The organism is Microcoleus sp. T3_A4 (assembly GCF_036700465.1).
Lineage (GTDB): Bacteria > Cyanobacteriota > Cyanobacteriia > Cyanobacteriales > Microcoleaceae > Microcoleus.
In genome coordinates, this window is the sequence record NZ_JAUBOY010000001.1 from 180,747 (window position 1) to 205,078 (window position 24,332).

Below are 24,332 nucleotides of genomic sequence, written 5' to 3' on the forward strand. Positions count from 1 at the left end.
TTGGGAGCATCTCAATGAAAGCAGCCAGCTAGAAATTGGAGTTGGGAGGCAGGAGACAGGATGCAGCAGGAAAGAGGAGGAAAGAGGAGGAAAGAGGAAGAAAGAAGGAGCCAGAAGAAGTGTTTTTACAAATAATATGAGATGCTCTTCCCTCTTCCTGACATCCATGACATCCATGACATCCATGACATCCGTTACATCCGTTACATCTGTTACAGAATCCGTTGCCGAACTTCCCTCTTCCTGACATCCATGACATCCATGACATCCGTTACAGAATCCGTTGCCGAACTTCCTTGAGATGTGAAATTATCTAAAACTTAAAACTCGGTATGAATCTGAACCTAAATCAGTTTCTGCGATTCCCTCAATCCCGAATTGGGCGGTACTTGGCCCAAGTAACTGTCGTTGCTGTTGCTTACGCCGTGGGAGCGAGGCTAGCAATTTCAATTCAAGGTGTCAATCCTTTTGCTGCCTCGGTGTGGCCACCCGCAGGAATTGCACAAGCTGGACTTTTATTGTTTGGGAGTAAAGTCTGGCCTGCCATAGTTTTGGGCACATTTTTGCTCAATTTGGTTAACCCAAATGAACAAATATTCGTGGTTTGGCTGGGAGGAAACGCCGGGGCGATTCTGCAAGCTGTTTTTGCAGTAACTGTCCTGAGCTGGTTCCGGTTTCGTCCCTCTATCGAGCGCTTGAAAGATGTAATTAATTTAATCTTGTTTGGCGGTCTAATTGCTACTCAAATCAGTTGCACTATTGGGGTGTTTTCTCTATATTTAGCTGGAAAAATAGAGTGGAGTGAATATTGGTCTGCTCGATGGAATTGGTGGTTGGGAGACACAATGGGAGTTTTAATTATAACTCCCTTAATTTTAATATTTATTCGTCCTCAATTGGCAGGAGATCGTTTAAAAATACAAACAGAAACAAAGAAAAATTATTTAATTGAGCGAGGAGTATGGTTAATATTATTAATTGGGGTGAGCTGGCTGGTCTTTGAGTCGAAACAAGAAGCTTCTATTTCTCGTTATCCCCTGGAATATTTGCCGTTTCCTTTGATAATGTGGGCGGCGCTTCAATTCGGTCAGCGAGCCGCTGTCCTAGCATCGTTTATTGTCTCAATTATCGCAATTTTTGGCAGTTCTCATGGAGGGGGGCCCTTCACAGCCAAAGCTGACAATATTAATCAGGCTATCTTATTTTTGCAAGCTTTTATGGGTGTAATTACGATTACCTCGCTCTTATTGGCAGCGACAGTAGCTGAACGCACATCAGCAGAGTATTCTCTGCGGGAGAGCGAAATTAAGTATCGAGAATTGGTAGAAAATGCTAACAGTATTATTTTGAAAATGGATGCTGATGGCAATATTATTTTTTTTAACGAATTTGCCGAAAAATTCTTTGGTTACAAGGAGGAAGAAATTTTGGGAAAAAATGCCTTGGGAACCATTATTCCACAGACGGACATGGAAGGGAATAACTTAGAGTTGGTTTATAGTCAACTTTTACAAAATCCCGATCGCTTTACCAGCTATGAGAATGAAAATATCCGGCGCAGTGGCGATCGCGTTTGGGTATCTTGGGCAAATAAACCGCTGGTTGATTCAGCGGGCAAACTTTTGGGCATCCTCTGCATCGGGACAGATATCACCGATCGCCGAAAAGCTGAAATAGCGTTGCAAAAGCTTAATGAAAAGCTGGAAATCCGAGTTGAAGAGCGGACAAATGCCCTGAAACAAAGCGAAGTTCAGCTACAAAAACAGAAATCGGCATTAATTGATTTAGCCAAAAATAAAGCGCTGAATCAAGGCGACTTAACAAAAGCGCTTCAAGAAATAACTGAAACTGCTAGCCGTACTCTGGAAGTTGCCCGATCGAGCGTCTGGCTGTACGATCGCACTAAATCCAAGATGGAGTGCCTAGATTTGTTCGATCGCACTCTCAACCAACACTCACACGGTTTGAAATTAGCAGCAGCAGACTATCCTGTCTATTTTCAAATACTGCGAGAAGAACGCGCAATTGCTTCCTTTGACGCGCAAAACGATTTTAGAACTAAAGAATTTGCGGAATCTTACCTAATTCCCTTGGGCATCACTTCTATGCTAGATACGCCGATTCAAATAGGCGGAGAAACAGCAGGAGTTCTCTGTTTAGAACACGTAGGAATGCCCCGCTTTTGGACGATTGAAGAACAAAGTTTCGCTGTTTCTCTAGCAGACTCTGTAACTTTCGCAATGGAAGCGCGAGAACGCCAGCGGGCTGAAGAAGCGCTGCGGCAAGCTGAAGAAAAATACCGCAGCATCTTTGAAAATGCGATCGTCGGCATTTTTCAAACTACCCCAGATGGGCAATATCTCAGCGCCAATCCTGCTTTGCTTCGCATTTACGGTTACAGTTCACGCGAGGAATTGGTCGGCACATTAACTGATATTAGCCAACAGCTTTATGTTGACTCCGAACGCCGGGCAGAAATTGTCGGCTTAATAGAAGAACAAGGCAAAGTATCGGATTTTGAATCTCAAATTTACCGCCGAGATGGCAGCATAATTTGGATTTCGGAAAATACTTATACCGTGCGCGATTCCTACGGAAATTTGCTTTATTACGAAGGTACTGTTCAAGATATCACAACTCGCAAACAAGCTGAAGCAGCTTTGCGCTTAGAACAAGAAAAATCCGATCGTCTCCTGTTAAACGTTTTACCACAACCCATTGCCGACAGATTAAAACAAGACCAAAGCATCATCGCCGATACTTTTGCCGAAGTAACAGTATTATTTGCAGATATAGTCGGTTTTACCCAAATTAGTTCCCAAATTTCTCCGCCAGAATTAGTTTCTTTGCTTAACGACATTTTTTCCACATTCGATCGCCTAGCAGAAAAGCACGGATTGGAAAAAATTAAGACCATTGGCGACGCTTACATGGTTGTAGGAGGATTGCCGATGCCCCGCAGCGATCATGCAGAGGCGATCGCCCAAATGGCGATCGATATGCAGCAGGCAATTACTAACTTCAGTAATATCCACAATCAAGATTTCAACATCAGAATTGGCATTAACACCGGCCCAGTTGTCGCTGGAGTAATCGGTATTAAAAAATTTATTTACGATTTGTGGGGAGACACAGTTAACACCGCTTCCCGCATGGAATCCCACGGCTTGCCGGGGTGCATTCAAGTCACCTCTGCAATTTATGATATATTGCAGGACAAGTATGTATTTGAAAGTCGCGGCGCGATCGAAGTTAAAGGCAAAGGCGAGATGAACACTTACTTTCTTACAGGCATCAAGTTATAGCATAAAAAAAAATGAAGAAGGAAGAAGCAATATAAGAAGTCATGTTTCAAAATTAAGAATTACCTAATCTTCGGGCGCGGTTGCTATAGTTAGTTAAAAATCTAACCCTCAGTATGATTCCCCAAAAAATTCAGTTTCTGCGATTTCCTCAATCTAGAAATTGGCAATACTTAGCACGAGTATCGGCCATTGCTTTTGCTTACGCTGTGGGAGCAAAAATAGCTGTTTCAATCCCAGGCGTAAATACATTAGGTACGTGCGTCTGGCCACCCGCAGGAATTGCACAAGCTGCACTTTTATTGTTCGGGCGGCAGGTGTGGCCGGGAATAGCTTTAGGGGTTTTCTTTTTCGATACTATTAACCAAAAAGTATCCTTAATAAGTGGATTAGTATCTGCCTTAAGTGCTTGTCTGCAAGCTTTGATCGCATTTAGTTTGTTGCAGAAACTAAAGTTTCGCCCGTCACTAGAGCGGCTCATAGATGTAGTCAATTTAGTTTTCTGCGGGGCTGTAGTTGCCACTCAAATTAACTGCACTCTCGGCACGCTTCGCCTCTGTGTAACTGGTTTAGTTGAGTGGAGCGAATATTGGCACATTCGATGGAATTGGTATCTCGGAGATACATTAGGAGTTTTAATTTTTACTCCCCTGCTGTTGATTATATACAGCCCAAAACTAGCGCCAACTCCTTCACAAAATACAGGTTCTCAAACAATTGTAAATCGAATCAGTGCCGCAATATGCCTGGTGTTATTAGTAACAGTCAGTTGGCTAGTATACAACTCAAAAAGTGAAAGTAATCTGTCCGGTTATCCCCTCGAATACTTGCCATTTCCCTTGGTAATTTGGGCAACCATTCAATTCGGTCAGGTAGGGGCGGTTTTAGCATCTTTCATTGTATCCAGTATCGCCATTTGGGGAGGTTCTCAGGGAGGTGGCCCCTTTATTGCCAAAGCGGAAAATATCAATCAGGCAATCTTATTTTTGCAGGCTTTTATGAGCGTAATTGTAGTTACATCGCTGCTGTTGGCGGCGACAGTAGCCGAACGCGCCTCAGCCGAAAATTCGCTGCGCCAAAGCGAAATTAAGTATCGGGAATTAGTGGAAAATGCTAACAGCATTATTTTAAAAATAGATAGGGCAGGAAATATTACTTTTTTTAACGAATTTGCACAGAAATTTTTTGGTTACGATGAAAAAGAGATAATTGGCAAAAACGCCGTGGGAACAATCATTCCCCAGAGAGATACAAGAGGAAATGACTTGGCAGCCAAGTTGAGAGATATTTTGGAAAACCCAGAACAATATACGCGCAATGAAAATGAGAGTATCCGGCGCAACGGCGATCGCGTTTGGGTATCGTGGGCAAATAAACCGCTGTTTGACGCGGCAGGAAAGTTCGCGGGAATGCTGGCAATCGGTACGGATATCACAGACCGCAGGCGGGCTGAAATGCAGCTTGTAAAGCTGAATGACGAGTTAGAGTTTAGAGTGAAAGAACGAACTAATGCTCTGAATGAGACTTTAAGTGCACTGCGAGTTCAACAGGAACAATCAGAACGCTTGCTGTTAAATATTTTGCCTGAAGAAATAGCAAATCGGTTGAAGCGGGGAGACAGTACGATCGCCGACACTTTTGCTGATGTTACTGTCTTATTTGCGGACATAGTAGGCTTTACTCAACTCAGTTCGCGAGTTTCTCCAACGCAATTAGTTGCCTTGCTGAATGACATCTTTTCGACATTTGACAACCTAGCAGAAAAGCACGGATTGGAAAAAATTAAGACGATTGGCGACGCTTACATGGTAGTTGGAGGTCTGCCCATTCCTCGCAGGGCTCATGCAGAGGCGATCGCAGAAATGGCCCTCGATATGCAGGAGGCAATTACTGACTTCAGCAATCTCCACAATCAAGATTTCAGCATCAGAATCGGCATTAACAGTGGCCCGGTTGTTGCCGGAGTTATTGGAATTAAAAAATTTATTTACGATTTATGGGGAGACACCGTTAACACTGCTTCCCGCATGGAATCTCACGGCTTGCCGGGGTGCATTCACGTAACAGAGACAACTTATCAGCAGTTGCGAGAAAAGTATTCCTTTGAAAACCGCGGCGCGATCGAAGTTAAAGGCAAAGGTCAGATGACTACTTATTTACTACAATGCCGAAAATAGCTTTAGTAAAGGTTTTTCTCTAAAAATAAGGGCGATCGCACTCTCAAATGTGCGATCGCCCTCATTTTAATTTAGCCAAGTTTTTTAAAGCTTGTACAGGTTAATTCCAGCTTCCTTCGCCATGATTTCCAAACCCTTGTGTTGCAAGGTTTTAATTGCTTTTGTAGAAAGGTGCAATCTTACCCAGCGCTTCTCCTGTGGCCACCAAACCCGCTTCCACTGCAAATTGGCGTCTTGCAATTTGTGAGTGCGGTGGTGCGAGTGAGAAACTGCAAAACCGTTATTCGCCTTCTTTCCCGTTAGCTGACATTTCCGTGACATATTGCCCTCCAGATTACCGTTTTTTTGCGTGCAGCCTTTTATTATACCCGAAGGAAGAAGGAAGAAGGAAGAAGGAAGAAGGCTTGACTTATCCCTTTACCAATAGAAATAAACTCTTACTCCCCCCCTTAGCAAGGGGGGGTTGGGGGGGTTAATTACATTGCACGTTCAGTCAACTTTGTCAAGACTTGATTCGATCGCTCGACAAAATCCTTCATCCCTTCAGCATCGAAACCCTTCTGGGCCATCAAAGCCAAGTCGTAAACGTGGTGACAAATCATACTCGCCAACTGACTTGACGGAGACTCCCCGCCGCCTTGAATAATCGCACCCTGACTCAAACTCGCCAGATTTTGAATCAGCGGGTGAGACGTATTCACCAGCAAAACGTGGTCTTCGGGGAATTCGGCCGCTTGCTGCCGCAAAAGCGCCGTCATGTCCCGCATCCGGCGCACATCTTCCGGCAAAAGTACGATCGCAGGTGGCGTCCCCTCCGCAGAGTCAGACTTCAAAGCTTCTGTGCGAATGTTCACTTTCGGCTTATTGAGAGCTTTTTGGAACATTTCTTTAACTTGTTCGCTGCGAGTTTTATTCGTCGCCGGATCGACAATTTCCGCTTCTTTTTCTTTGTCAATTAGCGTGTCGTCGATGTCGGAATCAACCCGCGAGAATTTGACATCTGAGTGTTCTCGTTCCAAGAAACTGATAAAGTGCGTGTCGATGAAAGAATCCATAAACAGCACTTCTAAACCTTGGCTTTTGTGCATTGCCACGTAAGTTGCTTGAGAGGCAGGATCGGTACAATAAAACACGCGATTTTCATGGCGTTTTTGATTGCGTTCCAAATACTCTTTCAGCGTCGTGTAAGGTTGCGTCGAAGTAGAAGTTTCCGACTTCGGAGTCACATCCTGCCACAAATCTCCTTCCTCACTTTGCACCTGAACTTCGGGCGTTACAGTTTCTGGCTTCTCGGCTGTTTGTTCGTAGGTGCTGCGGTAGATTAAAATATCTTCGACTTGCTTTTTGAACTTGTCATCGTTGAGAGTTCCGAACTTGACAAAAGTGCCGATATCTTGCCAGCAGCGGATGTATTCGTTACGGTCGTCGCGGTAGACTTCTTTGAGGCGATCGCCCACTTTTTTCGCAATATAATCAGCGATTCTCCGCACAGTGCGATTGCTTTGCAAAGAACTGCGAGAAACGTTCAGCGGAATGTCGGTACTGTCAATAACGCCCCGCAGCGGCATCAAGAATTTCGGGATAATTTCTTCGCAGTGGTCGCTGACAAAAACCTGGTTGCAGAATAGCTTAATATTGCCTTGGGTAACATCGACATCCGGCCGCAGTTTTGGAAAATAAAGAATCCCGTTGACAATAAAAGGATAATCTGTATTCAGGTGTACCCACAGCAGCGGCTCGTCTTGGTACGGGTAAAGGTGGCGGTAAAGTTCTAAGTAATCTTCTTTTTGCAAGTTACTGGCTGATTCCCGCCAAATTGCTTTGTGCTTGTTGAGTTCCTCTCCCTCAAATTTGATGGGAACTGGCATGAAATCGCAGTAAGTTTTGATTAACTGCTTAATGCGACTGGGTTCTAAATATTCTTGTTCTTCGTCTTGGAGAGTAAGAGTAATAGTAGTGCCGCGTTCCGTGCGGGAAGATTCTGATAGTTCAAAAGCGGGAGACCCGTCGCAAGACCAGTGTACTGCTTGGGAGCCTTCTTGGTAAGAAAGAGTATCAATCTCTACTTTCTTCGCCACCATGAAAGAAGAGTAGAAACCTAGACCAAAGTGACCGATGATTGCGTCGTCGCCGTTGCCTTGGTATTTTTGAATAAATTCTTCTGCGCTGGAGAAAGCGACTTGGTTGATGTATTTTTTTACCTCATCGGCGGTCATGCCGATGCCGTTATCGGAAATTGAGAGGGTTTTGTTTTCTTTGTCGACCGCTATGGTGATTTGCGGTTCGCCCATGTCGCCGCCGTATTCGCCGGAACGAGAAACCATTTTGAGTTTGGCAATGGCATCCACTCCGTTAGAAATTAGTTCCCGCAAGAAGACTTCGTGGTCAGTATATAGCGACTTCTTGATAATCGGGAAAATATTCTCGGTATGGATGGAGATTGTTCCCTGTTCTAAAACTGTCATAATTTTTCTCTCTGATGACTGCTAATTGCTGAGAAATAGCTATTTAATGATTTTCGGCGATCGTGCTCTCTTCTGCAAAAGGGATTACCACAAAAAGATGATTCGGTTTTCCCCACATCTTGCACAATTCTCAATCAGCCTTTGACGGGCGGGCAGGATGCCCACCCCACAACAAGAATCACTCTTTGTGGAACAGGCCGGAAAGCCTGTTCTTGAGGATGGTGCAAGATGTCAGTTTCCCTCACATAGTAGCTCACAAAGGCAACCGCAGCAGGAAAGTAGCGCCCTGCCCCAATTCGCTGCTGGCGCTGAGGCTGCCACGATGTGCCCGGGCAATGGTTTGGGCGATCGCCAATCCCAGTCCCGAACCGCCGGTATGGCGCGATCGATCGCTATTGACTCGGTAAAATCGATCGAATATTCGCTCTAAATCTGCCGCGGCGATCCCAATACCGGTATCTTGAACCTGAACGATCGCCTCGATGTGATTGCAATCTAAAATAACTGTTACTTTCCCGCCCGCCGGAGTGTATTGAATGGCATTAACAATTAAATTAGCAACTAAGCGATAAAGTTGGTCGGAATTGCCGACAACATTTAATTGCTGCTGTACGCGCATTTCGGATGTTAGGGCTACCTTTGAGGCGATCGCCAAAGCTGCCAATTCCTCTACTAAATCGCTAACAAGGTCATTCAAACAACACAATTGAGGGCGATCGCGTATCACTTGATTATCCATGCGAGCCAGTAGCAGCAAATCAGCCACTAACTGAGTCAGTCGTCGGTTTTGGCGCTCTACAGTTCGCAAAATTTCCCGCGCTTCTTTTTCATCCAATTGAGGCGTCAACAGCGCCGATTCTACTGTCGCCTGCGAAGCCGCTAAAGGCGTCCGCAATTCGTGAGCAGCATCCGCTGTAAACTGTTGGATTTGTCGGTAGGAAGAATAAATCGGTTTCATGGCCAATCCTGCCAACAACCAACTAGCAAAGCCTATCAAAATCAATGCTGTAGGCAATCCTAATTTCAAAACCCATTTCACTGTACTGAGATAATCATTGAAGTCTTGCAGGCTCCGCCCAACTTGAAAATATCCCCAATCTTGCTGTGTTTGGGTGTGTAGCGCTACAGAAATTTGGTGGTAAACATTGCCTTTGGTATCAGTTATTGTTTGCCAGTATTGGGAGTTAAATGCTGGTGGTAATTCTTCGGGATAAGCGCCTGCGGTAGCAATTAATTTGCCCGAATCATCAAATAAACGAATATAGTAATAGCCTTGGTTGATAGCGCTTAAAATATGGCGGCTTGGCAACTGTTCTGTAATGCCTTTAACTCCCATTAGGCGGAGGTTGGGCAAAAGTTCGTTTACTATTGGCTCCAAGCGTCCGGGCTGCTGCAATTTGAGTTCTAGGCTGTCGTGTAGCGTCCCGGCTACCGATTCTAATTCCCGGTCTATGGCTACCCAGTGAGCGTGGGCGATCGCCTTGTATACCCCAAATCCCAACAAGCTTAAAATCAAACCCATTACAGCCGCATAGGAAATGGCTAATTGCCAGCGAGTTCGATTAAATAGTTTATTTTGATTCACCTTTCATATCTTGCTAGTAATTGTAATTGGTAATTAGTTGAAGATGATATTTTTTTTCCTACCACAGAGAACGCAGAGGAGGAGAAAAGAGAGAATAAGCTCTTAAATAATCAGGTTTATGACACCCGTGTCTAAGTCTTATAAAAATAAACATTTCCAGGTAATAATACATTTTTTATATTTGGCTGTCATGCCAAATCCTCATGTTTTAGGAGTTCTGCATATTCGCTTATTCCGAGTTCCGCAAGTTGTCGGTCTTCTTCGGCAAATTCGCCGTAGAGTGCAGCTAAGTTAGTTTCATCGATTGCTGGAATAGTAGCTAATCGGGCACGGAATTTTAGGAAGGCAATAAATTCAAATACTTGTTTGAGTTGTTCTAGATCGAGCTTTTCTAGCTCTTGTTGGATTAAATCTTTCATAGCAGTCATTTTGACTATCGAGTTTTCTATATTATAGCCAGATACTGGAAACGAGATATAATCCGCCCGCTGTTGCCCCTACAGCTTTAATTTCTCATGCGGTATCCGACGCCGTGTACAGTTTCAATTAAATTCGTGCCGCCAACAGACTCAAGTTTTCGCCGCAGCAAGCGCACTTGAGCTGCTACCACATTGCTAAAGGTATCTGCACTCGCCTCCCATAGCTGATTCCGAATTTGGTCAGTGGTGATAATTTGGTTGGGATGTTTCATAAAGTATTCTAGAAGTTGAAACTCTTTCTTTGTTAGATCAATTATCTGGTTGTTGCCACTTCGATCGAGATGGCACACAGTTCGATTTCCGCAGTCCAAAACCAGATTTCCTACCTGTAGCTGTTGCGGTTGAATTTGGGGCGATCGCCTTTGCAAAGCCCGCAATCTTGCTAATAGTTCCGCCATGCCAAACGGTTTAACTAAATAATCGTCAGCCCCGGCGTCTAGTCCCGCAACTTTATCTTCCATTCGGTCTTTTGCTGTTAGCATCAAAACTGGCAGAGCGCTATTTTTAGCACGCAATCTCCGCAGCAGTTCCAATCCTGACAATCCTGGTAGCAACCAGTCAAAAATAGCCAGGTTATATTGCATCCAGTGACTGTCTAAATATTCCCAAGCTTCACTGCCATCCAAAGCCCAATCAACTATATATTTTTCCTGCTTTAAGGTTCGCTCGATCGCTTTCCCTAAATCGGGCTCATCTTCAACTAGCAAAACTCTCATAACTCTAATTTATAGCGGTAAATCCTTATACATTGTTAGCGCTCGGCAGCATCTACCCCAACATCTAACCTCACATACTGAGATGAAATCAGCATGAAATTTTATGACCGAAACTAATTGGATCGCAAGCCCCCGGATTGATTCCAACGCACAGGCTGACTGACGGGAATAAATCTAAAATCTACAATCTAAAATTGATTGACTTCGCAGAAAAAGATCACAGTTGACAATAATTGACAACAAGCTGGAAATGTCTTATACTCAAACGCAATCAAAATTTTGAGAATATTTTTCAATAAGTATGACAGATTTATCCGATCGTCCCGCCATGAAAAAGCCGGGACGCTGGAGTCGCCGCCAACTGCTACAGCTAGGAATAGCTGGGGCTGGGGTAGCGGGCGGCGCGATCGCACTTCAACATTTGACTCGCAAACCGACATCAGTCGCGAGAATACCGCCCCTGCCCGCAGATGCACTCACCGTCAGCAATATCAACCCGATGCAAATTGCGCGGGATTTTGATTACGGCACGGTGACGCACGAAAACGGGCGCACAGTTCGGGAATTTCGCCTGGAAGCTAATACTTCGATCGTCCAACTTAACAGCGCCGTCACTTTCAACACCTGGAACGTCAACAATCGCGTGCCGGGGCCGACATTGAGGGCAACTGAGGGCGATCGAATCCGCGTCATTTTTTATAACAAAGCCGGAGATTCTCATTCGCTGCACTTTCACGGCGTTCATACCAGCGAAATGGATGGCGTTAAACCAGTGAAACACGGTTCGGTATTTATTTATGAATTCGATGCCAATCCCTACGGAGTGCATCTATATCACTGTCATATTGAACCCGTAACTCGCCATATAGGTAAAGGACTCTATGGAATGTTCATCATCGATCCGCCAAAACCCCGCCCTCCCGCCGATGAAATCTTGTTAATCATGGGAGGATACGACGTAAACGACGACAAAAAAAACGAGCTTTACGCTTTTAACGGGTTGCCCAATTATTACATGAACAACCCGATACCTATTTACCAAAATCAGCTAATCCGGCTCTACGTTCTCAACATGATTGAGTATGAAGCGGCAGTAAGTTTTCACCTGCACGCCAACTTTTTTGACGTATATCGCACGGGAATGACTTTGACTCCCAGTGAAAGAACCGATGTCATCACAATGGGAGTAGCTGAAAGACATATTTTAGAATTTACTTACGGCTATGCTGGAAAATTTATGTTTCATCCCCATCAAGATGCGATCGCCGAAGCTGGCTGCATGGGGGTATTTGAAGTCATCACTTAAACCAAATTCTGCTACCAGAGTGGGGCGATTCAAATAAAGTATGAAATTATTTGACAAGCTCGATCGCAAATAGGTAGAATGAATAGCTCACAAATAATTGAGAATTATTCTTAATAACTTGTGAGTCGAAAAGCACATAACGTAAAAATTAGCAACTGCCATGTTACAATCCTTTCGCTTATTACCGACCGCCACGGCTACAGCCATCCTCGTTGCTCTGGCTGGTTGCGCTTCCACCCCCACGGCCAGCAACACCGACAGCAGCGCCTCACCCGTTGCTACAGCCAGTCCCGCATCCACAAGCGGTCACAGCATGAACCACGGCGGCAAAGGCGGCATCAACATCAATACTGCCATTCTTTCAGAGTTAGATAAACTCGAAGCCAAGTTAGGAGTACCGGCACTTTCTAACAAAATTCAAGCCAGCCGTCCTTACGGCAAAGTCGAAGAATTAGTCTCCAAAAATGTCATTACTCAAGCCCAATTCGACCAAATAAAAGACTTGGTAACTATTGAAAATGTGGTGCTGACAGGCGAACCCAAAGATGTAGACTACATGACTAAACTTGGCTTGATGAAAGGGCATCTTTTCGTAGCCCAAGAACTATTGGATCAAGGCAAACCCGACCAGGCAGAACCACACATCGGGCATCCAGTCGAAGAAATTTATGCCGATGTGGAAGATCAGCTAAACGATCGTAAAATTCCTGAATTTAAGACTACTTTAATTAAATTGCAGGATTTAGTTAAAGCGGGTGCAAAAGATCCGGCTCAAGTGAAGGCGGAATTTGACACATCAATGCAAGCAGTTGACGGAGCAATTGCCGCCCTTCCCGAAACGCAGCGCAAAGATCCGAAATTCGTGCTGCAAGTGATTAACGGCTTGCTAGATACAGCTAATTCCGAATACGGAGCCGCAGTTGCTAACGGCAAAATTTCCGCAATTATTGAATATCAAGATTCGCGGGGTTTTGTCATGTACGCGGAAATGCTGTACAAAGATATAGCCGAGCAAGTGGCTAAAACCAGCCCGGAAATTGACAAAGCAATTGTGGCTAACATGACAGAACTGAAGACAAATTGGCCAACGGCGATCGCACCCCCCGCCCCCGTCAAAACCACCGAACAAGTCAACCAGCTAGTTAAAACCATCGAAAGCGACAGCCAAAAAGTTCTCAAACCCGCCTCTTAAAAAAGTTAACTGAAACCACGGTAATTGGTAAAAAGATTACCAATTACCTCCCGATATTACCTCAACTAAAAAAATGAATTTTGGCGAAGCATTGCCCACATTTGTAATTACTCTCCGCGAAGGAGTCGAAGCCGCCTTAGTTGTCGGAATCGTTCTCGCTTGTCTCAAAAAGTCGGGACAAAGTTATTTAAGTCCTTGGGTTTTCGGCGGTGTTGGCGTTGGACTGATTGCCAGCGCTTTGATAGGTGTACTTTTCGGCTGGACTATTCAAATTTTGTCCGCATCCAATCAGCCTTTTGCACCGATTATGGAGTCGCTGCTAGAGGCAATCTTTGGGCTTGTGGCGATCGCAATGCTGAGTTGGATGCTGATTTGGATGACCAAGCAAGCGCGATTTATGAAAGCCGAAGTCGAAGGCGCTGTGAGTGCCGCCTTAACGCACAACTCTCATGCCGGTTGGGGCGTATTTAGTTTAGTTTTTATTGCCGTTTTGCGCGAAGGGTTTGAAACTGTTTTGTTTGTCGTCGCCAAGTTTCAACAAGGCATTATTCCAGCCCTCGGCGCTTTGGGAGGAATACTTTCAGCAGCCGGACTTGGTGTCCTGCTGTTTAAATGGGGAGTCAAAATTAATATCCGCCTGTTTTTCAAATATATGGGCATTTTATTGCTCTTCATTGTAGCGGGTTTAGTGGTATCTACTTTGGGATTATTTGACAGCGCGGTGAATATTTTATCGCAAGCAAATCGCGAGTCAGCAGGGATGTGTTTCTATTACGAAAGATTTACTAAAATCCACTCCTGCATTCTCGGGCCGATGGTGTGGAATACCTCGAAATTGCTTCCCGAAGAAAAGTTTCCCGGTTTGTTGTTGAGTGCGCTGTTTGGCTACACGGATAAGCTCTATGTCGTGCAGGCGATCGCCTATTTGATATTTTTAGGTACTGTCGGTGGCATCTACTTCCAAAGTCTGGCAGGTAGAGTTTTCTTCCCATTCAAAAAAACTCAGGTAACGAAATAGGAAATAAAGTGCGAGCGAAACGCGATCGGCTTGTTAGTGGAAATGCAGAAGGCAGTTGTTTGTTGCTAATAACTAATGCGCCCCTAACTTAGAGCGCATTAGTTATTAGCTATCTATTGATTGAAGGTAAAACGACCGTCAACTTTTTCTCCGTTAATATCCGCAGTCACTTTCACGGGATAACTTCCTGCATCTTTGCCGGGAAACACCACAGCGTAATGTTTGCCCTCAGCATCATACTTGAGAGCTAGGGTTTGCTGCTTTCCATTCGGCAACTGCACTTGAGCCGTCACTTTGGCGTTAGGAACTGGTTCTTTTTTCTCCCCTTTTTGCAAAAATAAATCTAAATGAGTTCCGGTAGCTTCTTTTTCCGGTACAAACTCTAAATAGTAAGCTCCCGACTTTACAACTTGCCCCCCTTGAGTTGCTGTTGCAGGAGCAGTGGCGGGAGGCGAAGACGCAGGTTGAGAGGCGACAGGAGGGGAGGCTGGAGTGGTATTTGGATCGCTTGCTTGGTCGCCTTTACTGCAAGCTCCCAAAAACATCAATCCGACACTACCTAGAACAATTAAATTTGACTTAAGCGATTTCATTTGTTTGACTCCTTGCTGACTGACAATAATTAGAAAATATCACACATTAACTACCTTGCCGTCTTCAATAACTCGCTGAGGTTGTTGAGGTCGTAAAAAATGCCCAAATTGAGCATACAAAGCTGGTAAAACTAACAGAGTCAAGGCAGTAGAAGTAAATAACCCTCCTAAAACTACGACTGACAGCGGTTGCAAAATTTCCTTGCCCGCCCCACCTTCAAATACTAAAGGTGCTAAACCCAAAGCTGAAGTTAAAGCGGTCATCAGGATGGCGTTGAGCCGTTCCATCGAGCCTTTAATAATTGCTTCCTTAAAAGGCAGTCCTTCAGCCAATTTAGTGTTGTAGTTGTCTACTAATAACAAGCCGTTACGGGTAGCAACGCCAAATAATGTGACAAAGCCAACCAGGGAAGCTACAGAGATGATGCTACCAGTCAAAGCTACCGCAATTACTCCTCCCACTAAGCCGATCGGCAAATTAATCATAATCATAGCAGTTGAAGGAATTGACTTGACGGACAAGTACATCAATACTGTAATTACCAAAAAGGCGATCGCACTAAATATCATAATATTTTGCGAAGCTCTTTGCTCGGCTTCAAATTGACCACCGTACTGGATAAAATAGCCAAAAGGCAACTGCACCTCTCGTTTGACTTTAGCTTGAATTTCATTCACAACCGATCGCAAATCCCTACCTTTAGCATTAGCCGCCGCTACAATCAGGCGAGAAACATTCTCGCGGTTAATCGTATTGGGGCCCGTACCGTATTTAACAGTCGCAACTTGGGCGAGGGGAATCTTGTTACCGCTTGGAGTATCAACCAGCAAATTCTGAATAGTTTCTAAGTTATTTCGGGCTTCCGGCTGCAACCAAACAACTAAGTCAAAAGTTTGCTGCACCTCCAAAACTTGAGAAACAACCTTGCCGTTTAAAGCTGTCTCAATTATTTCAGAAATCTCTCCGATTTTTAAACCGTATCTACCCGCAGCTTGACGGTTAAACTTAATTTGAATTTGTGGCACTGGCACCTGCGGTTCTAGTTGCAAATCCACAATGCCTTCCACTGTTTTCATTTGCTCTTCAACTTTGGCACCGATGCTGCGAAGCTGATCCAAATCCGGGCCAAAGATTTTGACAGCAATCTGACTCCTGACACCAGATAAAACCTCATCCATCCGGTGAGAAATAAAACCGCCGATATTTGGTGCAACTCCCGGCAATTTACCAAACTCCTGCCGCAGCGACTCCAAAGTTTTCGGCCTGTTTTTCATGCCCTCCTCGCTTAAACCGATATCAATGTGAGCTAAATTAACTCCTGCAGCATCAGCATCACCCGGAGCTCTGCCCGATCGCACTTGCACGTATTGAAACCTGGTATCATCCTTCAGTGCATCTTCAATAGCAAAAGCCGCGCTATCTGTTGTCTCCAAAGACACCCCCGGATAAAGCATAATAGTATTCACCAAAGTTTGCTCCTGAAACTCCGGCAAAAACACCCGCCCAAAAGATGGCAAAATAATTAATGCAGCCACTATACTAGCAGCCGCAAAAGCTAAAATAATCGCCGAATAACGCATTGAAATTCTGATACAATAATGATAAATATGCTTGCAAAATCTCGGCAACCAAGGTTCTTTACCACTCATGCGTTTGGTAGGCAACAAAATAGCGCAAAGGGCCGGAGATATTAACAGCGATTCCAGACTAGAAATCACCACAACTACCAAATAAGTAATCCCCATAGGCGTAAAAATTCGACCTTCTACACCGGGCAAAGTAAAAATTGGCGAAAACACCACAATGCCAATAACAGTGGCTCCAATTAACGAATCGCGCACCTCCTGACTGCCATCAAAAATCACATCCATCACCGGGCGACGATGAAGAGAAGACGCATTTTCTCTCAAATTGCGGTAGGTATTTTCGGCATAGACGATCGCATCGTCGATCGCAGTGCCGATCGCCACCGACAAACCCCCCAAAGTCATCGTATTCAGCCCCAGCCCCAGCCAATACATCGCCAGCAACGCCAACAGCCAAGTTAGGAAGAAATCCAGCAAAACAACCGCCAGAGTGCGCCAATTCATCAAAAACGGGATGAGAATCAGGGTGACGATAATGCTACCTTCAACTAAAGCCGATCGCACATTCTCCACCGAGGAATTAATATATTCTTCCTGTCGAAAAGTCACAGTAACTGTAATATCTTTTGGCAGAGCTTCCTGCACCTCAGCCATTGCTGCCTCAACCGCTTTCGTTACCGTCGGAGTATCAGCAACTGGCTGTCTGTTTACCATGACAATCACAGCTTTTTTGCCGTTGAAACTGCCATCGCCCCGCTTGATTGCAGCACCAATCTTGACATCAGCCACATCACTAATTCTGACGGGTGTTCCGTGGCGAGAGTCGATCGCCGATTGCTGCAAATCTTCCAGAGACTCAATCCGCCCCACCCCCCGGATTAAAGTTTCTCGATCCGGCGTAATTAAATACCCCCCCGGCGCGTTAACATTCGCAGCCGCCGCCGCTTCAGCAACTTGCTGCAAAGACACATTAAAAGCTTTCAACTTGGCAGGTTCTACTAATACTTGATACTGCCTTTCTTCGCCGCCGTAAGCTACTACTTGAGCAACGCCAGTCACTGCCAAAAGCCGATTTGTGACTTGCCAATCAACTAGACGGCGCACTTCCATCAAAGGAGTAGTTTCCGAGGTAAAAGCATAGGTAATAACAGTGCCCACAGGAGAAGTTGTGGGAGAAATTTGTGGTGTTTCTACCCCAGCCGGAAGTTTGCTTTGCGCTTGCTGCAACCGTTCTGTGATCAACTGCCGCGCTTGATAAATTTCAGTTCCCCAATCAAAGATTACCTTAACCGCAGAAAGGCCCACAGCCGAAGACGATCGCACTGCTGTCACCCCAGGAGTTCCATTAATTGCACTTTCAATTGGTAGTGTTACCAAAGACTCGATTTCTTCCGGCGCGAGCCCCGGTGCTTCTGTCTGAATTTCGACTTGCGGCGGTGCAAAAGGAGGGAAGACATCAAGGGACATTTTGGGGATGATAGAAAATGTCCACAGACTAACAATAATCGTGGCGACAAGGACTAGCCAGCGACGGTTAATTACCCATCTAAGAATAGTGCTGAACATTTAATAATTTGGGAATTGGGCATTGGGAATTGGGCATTGGGCATTGATAAAAACAGCTCTCCGTGTATCCGTGACTTTCGTGTCGTGCTGTTACTTTAAACTCTTGACTTCTGTCTCTTGAGTTTTAACGTGATGGTTGTTATTGTTTAACAGCAATTCCTCGTCCCAGGTCGATGTAGAGGCGGAAAAACCATTATTTGCAGCATGGTTTCCAGAATCCGCTGCTATTGCTGGCAATTTGCGCCGATTTCCCCACAACACGCCGGCTGTGAAAGTCAGAGATGCGATCGCAACTCCTCCCCCTATTCCCGCCCACCATAAAGACACGGGTAAATTATTAAAATTAACCTCTGTTGCTTTTGGAGTTGCGTCTTTCTTTGCCTCGTCTTTTGAGGGCTTGCTGTCCCCCCGCAAAGATTGTGCGTAAAGTTGAGGTGCTCGCTGCGTTACTATCAAATCTCCCTCGAATAAACCCCTCTTAACTTCAACTAAATCTCCGGCCGTTTGACCGAGTTCAATTTCAACCGCTTGATAAGCATTGCCATTTTGGACGTAAACGGTTTTTTTCCCGCTAACATCCACTACCGCCGCACTCGGAATTGCTAAAATATTTGTGGCAGTTTTGTCTGTTAAAATCTCCAACTCCGCAAACAGTCCTGGCTTTAATTCACCGTTAATATTATCTAGTTCTGCTTTCACGGGTACAACCCGCGTTTCTCCTGACACGGATGACCCAATTAAGGCGATTTTTCCCTTGAAAGTGCGATCGGGTAAATTAGCGACTTTTACCCTGACTTCCTGGCCCTGTTTTACTTGATTCAGGTCTTTTTCGTAAATATTGGCTGTGGCAAAAACGCGGCTGTCATTTAAGAGGCTCATCAACGGTTTTTCAGCGTTTACTGACTCGCCTGGGGTAATTTCGCGATCGGCTACCGTGCCCGAAATCGGAGCAACTACGGTAACGAGTCCTTGATCGTTGGCAACAGTTCCTAATTGTTGCAGTCGCGCTTGATAGGCTGCGTCAGCCAAGCGAATGCGCGACTGAGCGACTTCGACGGCAGTTTTGCCGCGTTTGAGTTGGTTCTCGGCTTCTAGGACTTCCCGGCGACTCTGAGCTCTGGTAAGTTGAGCTTTTGCTTCTGCTACTCTGCCTTGAGATTCCCGCAATTCCCGCATTGGCAGGTCTACTTCGGCTTGTTTAATTTCGGTTTGGGCTTTGATAACTTCAGGACGGCTTTTTGCCTTAGCAACAGCGGCTTTTGCTTCTGCGAAGTGGGCTTGCGATTCCAGCATTGTGCGCCGCGCGATCGCCCCAGATGCCACTAATTCTTTGTCGCGATCGAACTGTTCTTTAGCCACTGTCAGTTCAGTTTCTGCCCGCGCTATTTCTGCTTGCGCTATTTCAACTTGACGCTGATAGTTTTCTTGAGCGGCTTGCACCACGGAACGATTATTTACTAATTCTTGTTCTTGCTGGTACTGCTTAGTTACCGCTGTCAACTGGGTTTGGGCTTGGGCGATTTCTGCTGCGGATATTTGACTTTGGCGATCGTAATTTTCTCGTGCTAGTTTGAAATCTCCTTCCGCTTGCTGCAAATCGGCCTCAGCTTCGGCACGTTTCGAGAGAGATTCAACCCGCAATTGTCCTAATTCTGAACTCGATACAACCGCAAGGGTTTGACCTTTTGATACTTTGTCCCCAGGCTTAACCAGCAACTCTACTACTTTCCCAGCAACAGGAGCCGTAACTTCTACTTTTTCGTTGGGTAAAGTTTCAATTTGTCCTGTGGTTTTGATGCCGATATCTAGTCGCTGGCGAGCGGCAGGGGAGACTTTAATTCCTAATCGTTTTGCTGTTTCGGCATCGACAGAAATAGCAGCAGGAGTTTCAGTTGTTTCGCCGCTATGGTGAAATTCATTTCCGTGGCCAGCGTGGGCAAAAACAGCGGCAGGAGAACTTAGCAAAATTAGGCTGAACAAACTTCCCGAAAAGCTGCTAATAATTGCCGGAGATTGAGCATATTTATGAAATATCATCTTTGGCATTGTCCTTGAAATCAGGTTGAGTGCCACAGGTTTAGCAGTTGGTATTTTGCCAAGGTAAGTAAGTGATACCCATTAAGTAAAGTTACTTATTAGCATTTTCCAAGAAGCGACCGCTAAGCAATGACCAAGAGCTAGAAATGCTCTACTCAACCTAGTATTTCATGGTCAAATGAAATTAGGATGAAATTTCGCATCAGCAGCCCAGATGCCCACCAGATTCTAAAATACGAAGATAAGTTTCGCCTAATGACAAGCGATTGGGCTGTATATTTTTTTCCGGTTTTTTAATCTCTGCTCGCGCTTCAATTTCGTTTGTCAATGCGCTGACTAGATCATCTACGGCTGTATTTGATTTATAACTGGTGTTTAATTCCAAGCTATTCAATATCATACACTACCCTCTCTATCTATATAGCTTTTTGCTGACCTATCTACTACTTTAGACGTAGATTCGATCCAGTGTCTACAGTATTCTTACGTAACTTTCTACTACTTTAGAGGTAGGACGGTTCAATTATCTACAGTATGTGTAGTGTAGGTACTCTCAGGAAACTGAGGTGGAGTCAGACAAATGCTGACAGCCACAGTCGAGCTACATTACTTTGTCTACCAAGGTTGTCGCCACTTTTTCCTTTGCTCAATTTCTTGCTTTTGTGAAGCAAGTATTTTCGGAAATCTTGAGCTACTGTGATTAATGTCACTCATTTTGGGGATTTGTGTCACCTTTTGTTTAGGGTAGCTAAATTACTGTTTATACCAAGCTTGCCGCCACTGTTTCATTTGCTGAATTTCTTGCTTTTGCGAAGTCAGAATTTCTTGAGCTAATTTCTTCATTTCCGGGCGTTTTGACTTCTTCAAAGCATCTTCAGCCATCACTAAAGCTCCTTCGTGGTGAGGAATCATCGCATTAATAAATCGCAAGTCAAATTGGTCGTCAGCGGCCCCTAAATCCATGCTCATCATCATGCTTTGCATTTGTTCGGGAGTCATTGCCATCATGTGACCCATGGGACCGTGATAAGCCATCGGCGTACTGCTGGCTTTGGGATACCAAGTTTTTCGCCACTCTTTCATTTGATTTATTTCGCGTTTTTGAGCAGCAATTATATCAGTGGCAAGTTTCTTCATTTCTGGGCGTTTGGATTGTTTAAGCACATCTTGAGCCATGTTTACAGCACCTTGATGGTGTACTGTCATGCCATCAATAAATCGCAAATCGTAGTCGGCATCAGCAGGGCCTAAATCCATTGACATATCGTGATTCATGCCATGATTCATGCCATGATTCATGCCACCCATGCCACCGCCTTGTACCACGTCTTGCTTGTTGTTTGCTTCAGTTGCAGCCGTAACATTTGGGGCTTGAGTTTCGCTGGAAGGGGCTTTTGAACAAGCTGCAAGCACTCCACTGGTAAAAGCGGCTGTGGCGGTCAACATCAGCGCTGCAAAGCCTGTTTTCAATGAAATTGGTTTCATAGAGCTTATATCCTTAAAACTGCCATTTATTTTCAGTTTTTCATATATAAATGAAATTAGGATGAAATTTTTCTGGCAAACTTGTAAAGAATTATTTCTGTGCCCTCGATCGCACTCAAAGTTAAGATTTACAGAACTCACTTGCACCTAATTATCTATGTACACAGTGCGCGCCTTACCCCTAGGGGTAGCGTGTCAAACCACTTTTTTCATAATTCCTGATTTATTTTGCAATTCCCCTTGACTCTCCAGTGTACTGGAGACATTACAATACAGTTAATTCATTGATTGAGCAGAGTAGTTTCTGCTGAGGTTCAAATTATGACTTTTCAGCTAAAAGTTCCTAAGATGGCTTGTTCTGCTTGTGCGACTACAATCACAAAAGCAGTCCAAGCCATTGACTCAGCCTCAACGGTTGAGGCTGATCTCAAGACAAAATTGGTCACGATTCACACCGCTAAGTCAGAAAGTGAAGTTAGGAAAGCGATCGCATCGGCGGGCTATCCAACTATTTAAAGACAAAGGGTAAATGTCTCATTGAGGATGGCATCTATGGACAATCTCACACTTAAATTGCGGGGCATGAGTTGTGCTTCTTGTGCTTCATCTATCGAACAAGCAATTCAATCTGTTCCCGGCGTAATTGAGTGCCATGTCAATTTTGGGATGGAACAAGCAACCATCCAATACGATTCCAAGCAAACCAACTTAGAAACAATTCAATCGGCGGTTGATGATGCGGGATACCAAGCTTTGCCGCTTCAAGAAATGGCGGCGCCAGAGGATGATTCCGAACAAGCCGATCGCAAATCTGAATCTCAAACCTTGCAGCGGAAACTCTGGACAGCAGGTATCATCAGCATCCTGCTAGTTGTGGGCGCTATTCCAGCCATGACCGGCTTGCACCTGCCATTTATTCCCGCGTGGCTGCACAATTATTGGCTGCAATTAGCCCTGACATCCCCCGTACAATTCTGGTGCGGGAAATCGTTTTATGTGGGAGCTTGGAAATCCCTAAAACGGCGGGTGGCGACAATGGATACCTTGATTGCCTTGGGTACCAGTGCTGCTTACTTTTATTCTGTATTTGTGACATTTTTCCCAGGTTTATTCACAGCCAAAGGTTTAAATTCTGGCGTTTACTACGAAGTTGCAGCCAGCGTTATCGCCTTAATTTTGTTGGGGAAAACCCTAGAAAATCGGGCGAAGGGAGAGACTTCGGAGGCCATTCGCAAACTCATGGGTTTGCAAGCAAAAACTGCTCGGATAATTCGCAACGGGGAAGAGTTGGAAGTGCCGATCGCCCAAGTGGAAATTGGCGACATCGTGCAGGTGCGGCCGGGAGAGCAAATCCCGGTAGACGGAGATGTTATTGAAGGCTCTTCCACAGTAGACGAAGCAATGGTTACGGGAGAAAGTTTGCCTGTCAAAAAGCAGCTTGGCGACGAAGTTATCGGAGCCACAATTAACAAAACTGGCAGCTTCAAGTTTCGGGCGACAAGAGTTGGTAAAGATACATTTTTAGCTCAAATTGTCAAGATGGTGCAGGACGCACAGGGGTCAAAAGCACCGATCCAAAAGTTAGCAGACCAAGTGACTGGTTGGTTTGTTCCCACAGTAATTGCCGTCGCTTTAGCTACTTTTCTTATCTGGTTTAACGCGACGGGAAACTTCACTCTAGCCACAGTGACAATGGTGGAAGTGCTGATTATTGCCTGTCCCTGCGCTTTGGGTTTGGCGACTCCGACTGCTGTGATGGTGGGAACTGGTAAAGGTGCAGAAAATGGGATTTTAATTAAAGGAGCCGAGAGTTTAGAATTGGCTCATAAAATCCAAATTATCGTATTAGATAAAACGGGAACTCTCACAGAAGGCAAGCCGACTGTAACTGATTTTGTGACAATTAAAGGAACGGAGAATAGCAATGAGTTAAAGTTGCTGCAATTGGCGGCGTCTGTAGAGCGAAATTCGGAGCATCCTTTGGGGGAAGCTGTTGTTAGATATGCTCAATCTCAAGAGGTTAATTTGACGGATGTTAAGGATTTTGAGGCGATCGCCGGGAGTGGCGTGCGCGGGGTTGTAGGCGGAAAGTCGATCGCCCTGGGAACGCTGAGGTGGATGCAGGAACTAGGCTGCGATACTGAATATCTGGAACTGCGCGCGAGAGCTTTGGAAGCTGCGAGCAAAACGGTTGTTTGGATGGCTGTAGCAGGCAAAATAGAGGCAATTCTGGGCATTGCGGATGCTCTCAAACCATCGTCAGCGCAGGCGGTGAAAGCACTTCAAAAACTCGGTTTAGAGGTGGCGATGCTGACGGGGGACAACCGCGCGACTGCGGAGTCGATCGCCCAATCCGTGGGCATTACTCGCGTTTTTGCGGAAGTTAGACCCGACCAAAAAGCAGCTCAAATCCAAGCCCTGCAACGGGGAGGAAAAATTGTCGCGATGGTGGGAGATGGGATTAACGACGCACCGGCTTTGGCCTTAGCAGACGTGGGAATTGCGATCGGCACCGGCACAGATGTGGCGATCGCCGCCAGCGACATTACCTTAATTTCAGGAGATTTGCAAGGCATAGTTACAGCAATTAAACTTTCCCGTGCCACCATGCGGAACATCCGCGAGAATCTGTTTTTTGCGTTTATTTATAACATCGCTGGAATACCAATCGCGGCGGGCATTTTGTACCCCATTTTTGGCTGGCTGCTAAATCCAATTATCGCTGGTGCAGCAATGGCTTTCAGTTCAGTCTCTGTACTTACTAATGCTTTGCGATTGCGGAATTTTCAAGCCAAATCTAGTGCATAAATTTGGAGGAATTAGA

18 protein-coding genes are annotated in these 24,332 nt (G+C 45.2%); 7 read left to right on the forward strand and 11 right to left on the reverse strand.

Translation table 11 applies throughout. The features are described 5' to 3' along the window. Positions 1-332 precede the first annotated feature (332 nt). Both QUA07_RS00765 and QUA07_RS00770 read left to right on the forward strand, forming a co-directional pair. On the forward strand, positions 333-3,305 hold the full coding sequence (locus QUA07_RS00765; RefSeq protein WP_333321649.1) for an adenylate/guanylate cyclase domain-containing protein: 2,973 nt from the start codon (positions 333-335) through the stop codon (positions 3,303-3,305). Positions 3,306-3,418: 113 nt separating this feature from the next. Then, positions 3,419-5,479 carry an adenylate/guanylate cyclase domain-containing protein gene (locus QUA07_RS00770; RefSeq protein WP_333321651.1) on the forward strand — a complete coding sequence of 687 codons (2,061 nt, stop codon included), beginning with the start codon at positions 3,419-3,421 and terminating at the stop codon, positions 5,477-5,479. 84 nt (positions 5,480-5,563) lie between these two features. On the opposite strand, the gene rpmB is transcribed toward QUA07_RS00770, so the two are convergent. The 5 genes from rpmB to rppA form a co-directional block, all read right to left on the reverse strand. After that, the gene (rpmB, locus tag QUA07_RS00775; protein WP_006634309.1) at positions 5,564-5,800 is read right to left on the reverse strand and encodes a 50S ribosomal protein L28; all 237 of its coding nucleotides are present in this window, start codon (positions 5,798-5,800) and stop codon (positions 5,564-5,566) included. 155 nt (positions 5,801-5,955) lie between these two features. After that, on the reverse strand, positions 5,956-7,944 hold the full coding sequence (htpG, locus tag QUA07_RS00780; protein ID WP_333321653.1) for a molecular chaperone HtpG: 1,989 nt from the start codon (positions 7,942-7,944) through the stop codon (positions 5,956-5,958). A 253-nt stretch (positions 7,945-8,197) separates the two neighbouring features. Next, complete coding sequence (rppB, locus tag QUA07_RS00785; protein ID WP_333321654.1) at positions 8,198-9,529, reverse strand: two-component system sensor histidine kinase RppB; 1,332 nt, start codon at positions 9,527-9,529, stop codon at positions 8,198-8,200. A gap of 188 nt (positions 9,530-9,717) precedes the next feature. Beyond that, positions 9,718-9,948 (reverse strand): hypothetical protein, encoded by a 231-nt coding sequence (locus QUA07_RS00790; RefSeq protein WP_333234509.1) that lies wholly within the window; start codon positions 9,946-9,948, stop codon positions 9,718-9,720. 86 nt (positions 9,949-10,034) lie between these two features. Beyond that, positions 10,035-10,724, reverse strand: a complete 690-nt coding sequence (gene rppA, locus QUA07_RS00795) for a two-component system response regulator RppA (protein ID WP_333321656.1) — start codon at positions 10,722-10,724, stop codon at positions 10,035-10,037. Positions 10,725-11,025: 301 nt separating this feature from the next. On the opposite strand from rppA, the gene QUA07_RS00800 reads away from it, so the two are divergent. The 3 genes from QUA07_RS00800 (at position 11,026) to QUA07_RS00810 (ending at position 14,240) form a co-directional block, all read left to right on the forward strand. After that, positions 11,026-12,030 carry a multicopper oxidase domain-containing protein gene (locus QUA07_RS00800; RefSeq protein ID WP_333321658.1) on the forward strand — a complete coding sequence of 335 codons (1,005 nt, stop codon included), beginning with the start codon at positions 11,026-11,028 and terminating at the stop codon, positions 12,028-12,030. A gap of 160 nt (positions 12,031-12,190) precedes the next feature. Beyond that, the gene (locus tag QUA07_RS00805; RefSeq protein ID WP_333321660.1) at positions 12,191-13,222 is read left to right on the forward strand and encodes a helix-hairpin-helix domain-containing protein; all 1,032 of its coding nucleotides are present in this window, start codon (positions 12,191-12,193) and stop codon (positions 13,220-13,222) included. A 73-nt stretch (positions 13,223-13,295) separates the two neighbouring features. Next, a complete protein-coding gene (locus QUA07_RS00810) occupies positions 13,296-14,240 on the forward strand; it encodes an FTR1 family protein (RefSeq protein WP_333321663.1) in 945 nt (314 codons plus the stop codon). Between the two features lie 113 nt (positions 14,241-14,353). Here the strand turns inward: QUA07_RS00810 and QUA07_RS00815 are convergent, their stop codons facing one another. From QUA07_RS00815 to QUA07_RS00840, 6 genes are all read right to left on the reverse strand, one after another. Then, complete coding sequence (locus QUA07_RS00815) at positions 14,354-14,833, reverse strand: hypothetical protein (protein WP_333321665.1); 480 nt, start codon at positions 14,831-14,833, stop codon at positions 14,354-14,356. A 39-nt stretch (positions 14,834-14,872) separates the two neighbouring features. Then, entirely contained in the window at positions 14,873-17,986 is a 3,114-nt protein-coding gene (locus tag QUA07_RS00820) for an efflux RND transporter permease subunit (RefSeq protein WP_333321666.1), read from the reverse strand. Between the two features lie 90 nt (positions 17,987-18,076). Further along, entirely contained in the window at positions 18,077-20,023 is a 1,947-nt protein-coding gene (locus QUA07_RS00825) for an efflux RND transporter periplasmic adaptor subunit (protein ID WP_333321668.1), read from the reverse strand. Positions 20,024-20,225: 202 nt separating this feature from the next. Beyond that, on the reverse strand, positions 20,226-20,423 hold the full coding sequence (locus tag QUA07_RS00830; RefSeq protein ID WP_333321670.1) for a hypothetical protein: 198 nt from the start codon (positions 20,421-20,423) through the stop codon (positions 20,226-20,228). A gap of 172 nt (positions 20,424-20,595) precedes the next feature. Continuing rightward, positions 20,596-20,733: a hypothetical protein gene (locus QUA07_RS00835; protein WP_333321672.1), complete on the reverse strand. Its 138-nt coding sequence runs from the start codon at positions 20,731-20,733 to the stop codon at positions 20,596-20,598. Positions 20,734-20,776: 43 nt separating this feature from the next. After that, positions 20,777-21,508: a DUF305 domain-containing protein gene (locus tag QUA07_RS00840; RefSeq protein ID WP_333321674.1), complete on the reverse strand. Its 732-nt coding sequence runs from the start codon at positions 21,506-21,508 to the stop codon at positions 20,777-20,779. Between the two features lie 321 nt (positions 21,509-21,829). Between QUA07_RS00840 and QUA07_RS00845 the strand changes: the two genes are divergently transcribed. Together QUA07_RS00845 and QUA07_RS00850 are read left to right on the forward strand one after the other, a co-directional pair. Next, positions 21,830-22,024, forward strand: coding sequence for a heavy-metal-associated domain-containing protein (locus QUA07_RS00845; RefSeq protein WP_333252630.1), 195 nt, complete (start codon positions 21,830-21,832; stop codon positions 22,022-22,024). A gap of 36 nt (positions 22,025-22,060) precedes the next feature. Further along, positions 22,061-24,316 carry a heavy metal translocating P-type ATPase gene (locus tag QUA07_RS00850; RefSeq protein ID WP_333321677.1) on the forward strand — a complete coding sequence of 752 codons (2,256 nt, stop codon included), beginning with the start codon at positions 22,061-22,063 and terminating at the stop codon, positions 24,314-24,316. Positions 24,317-24,332 lie beyond the last annotated feature (16 nt).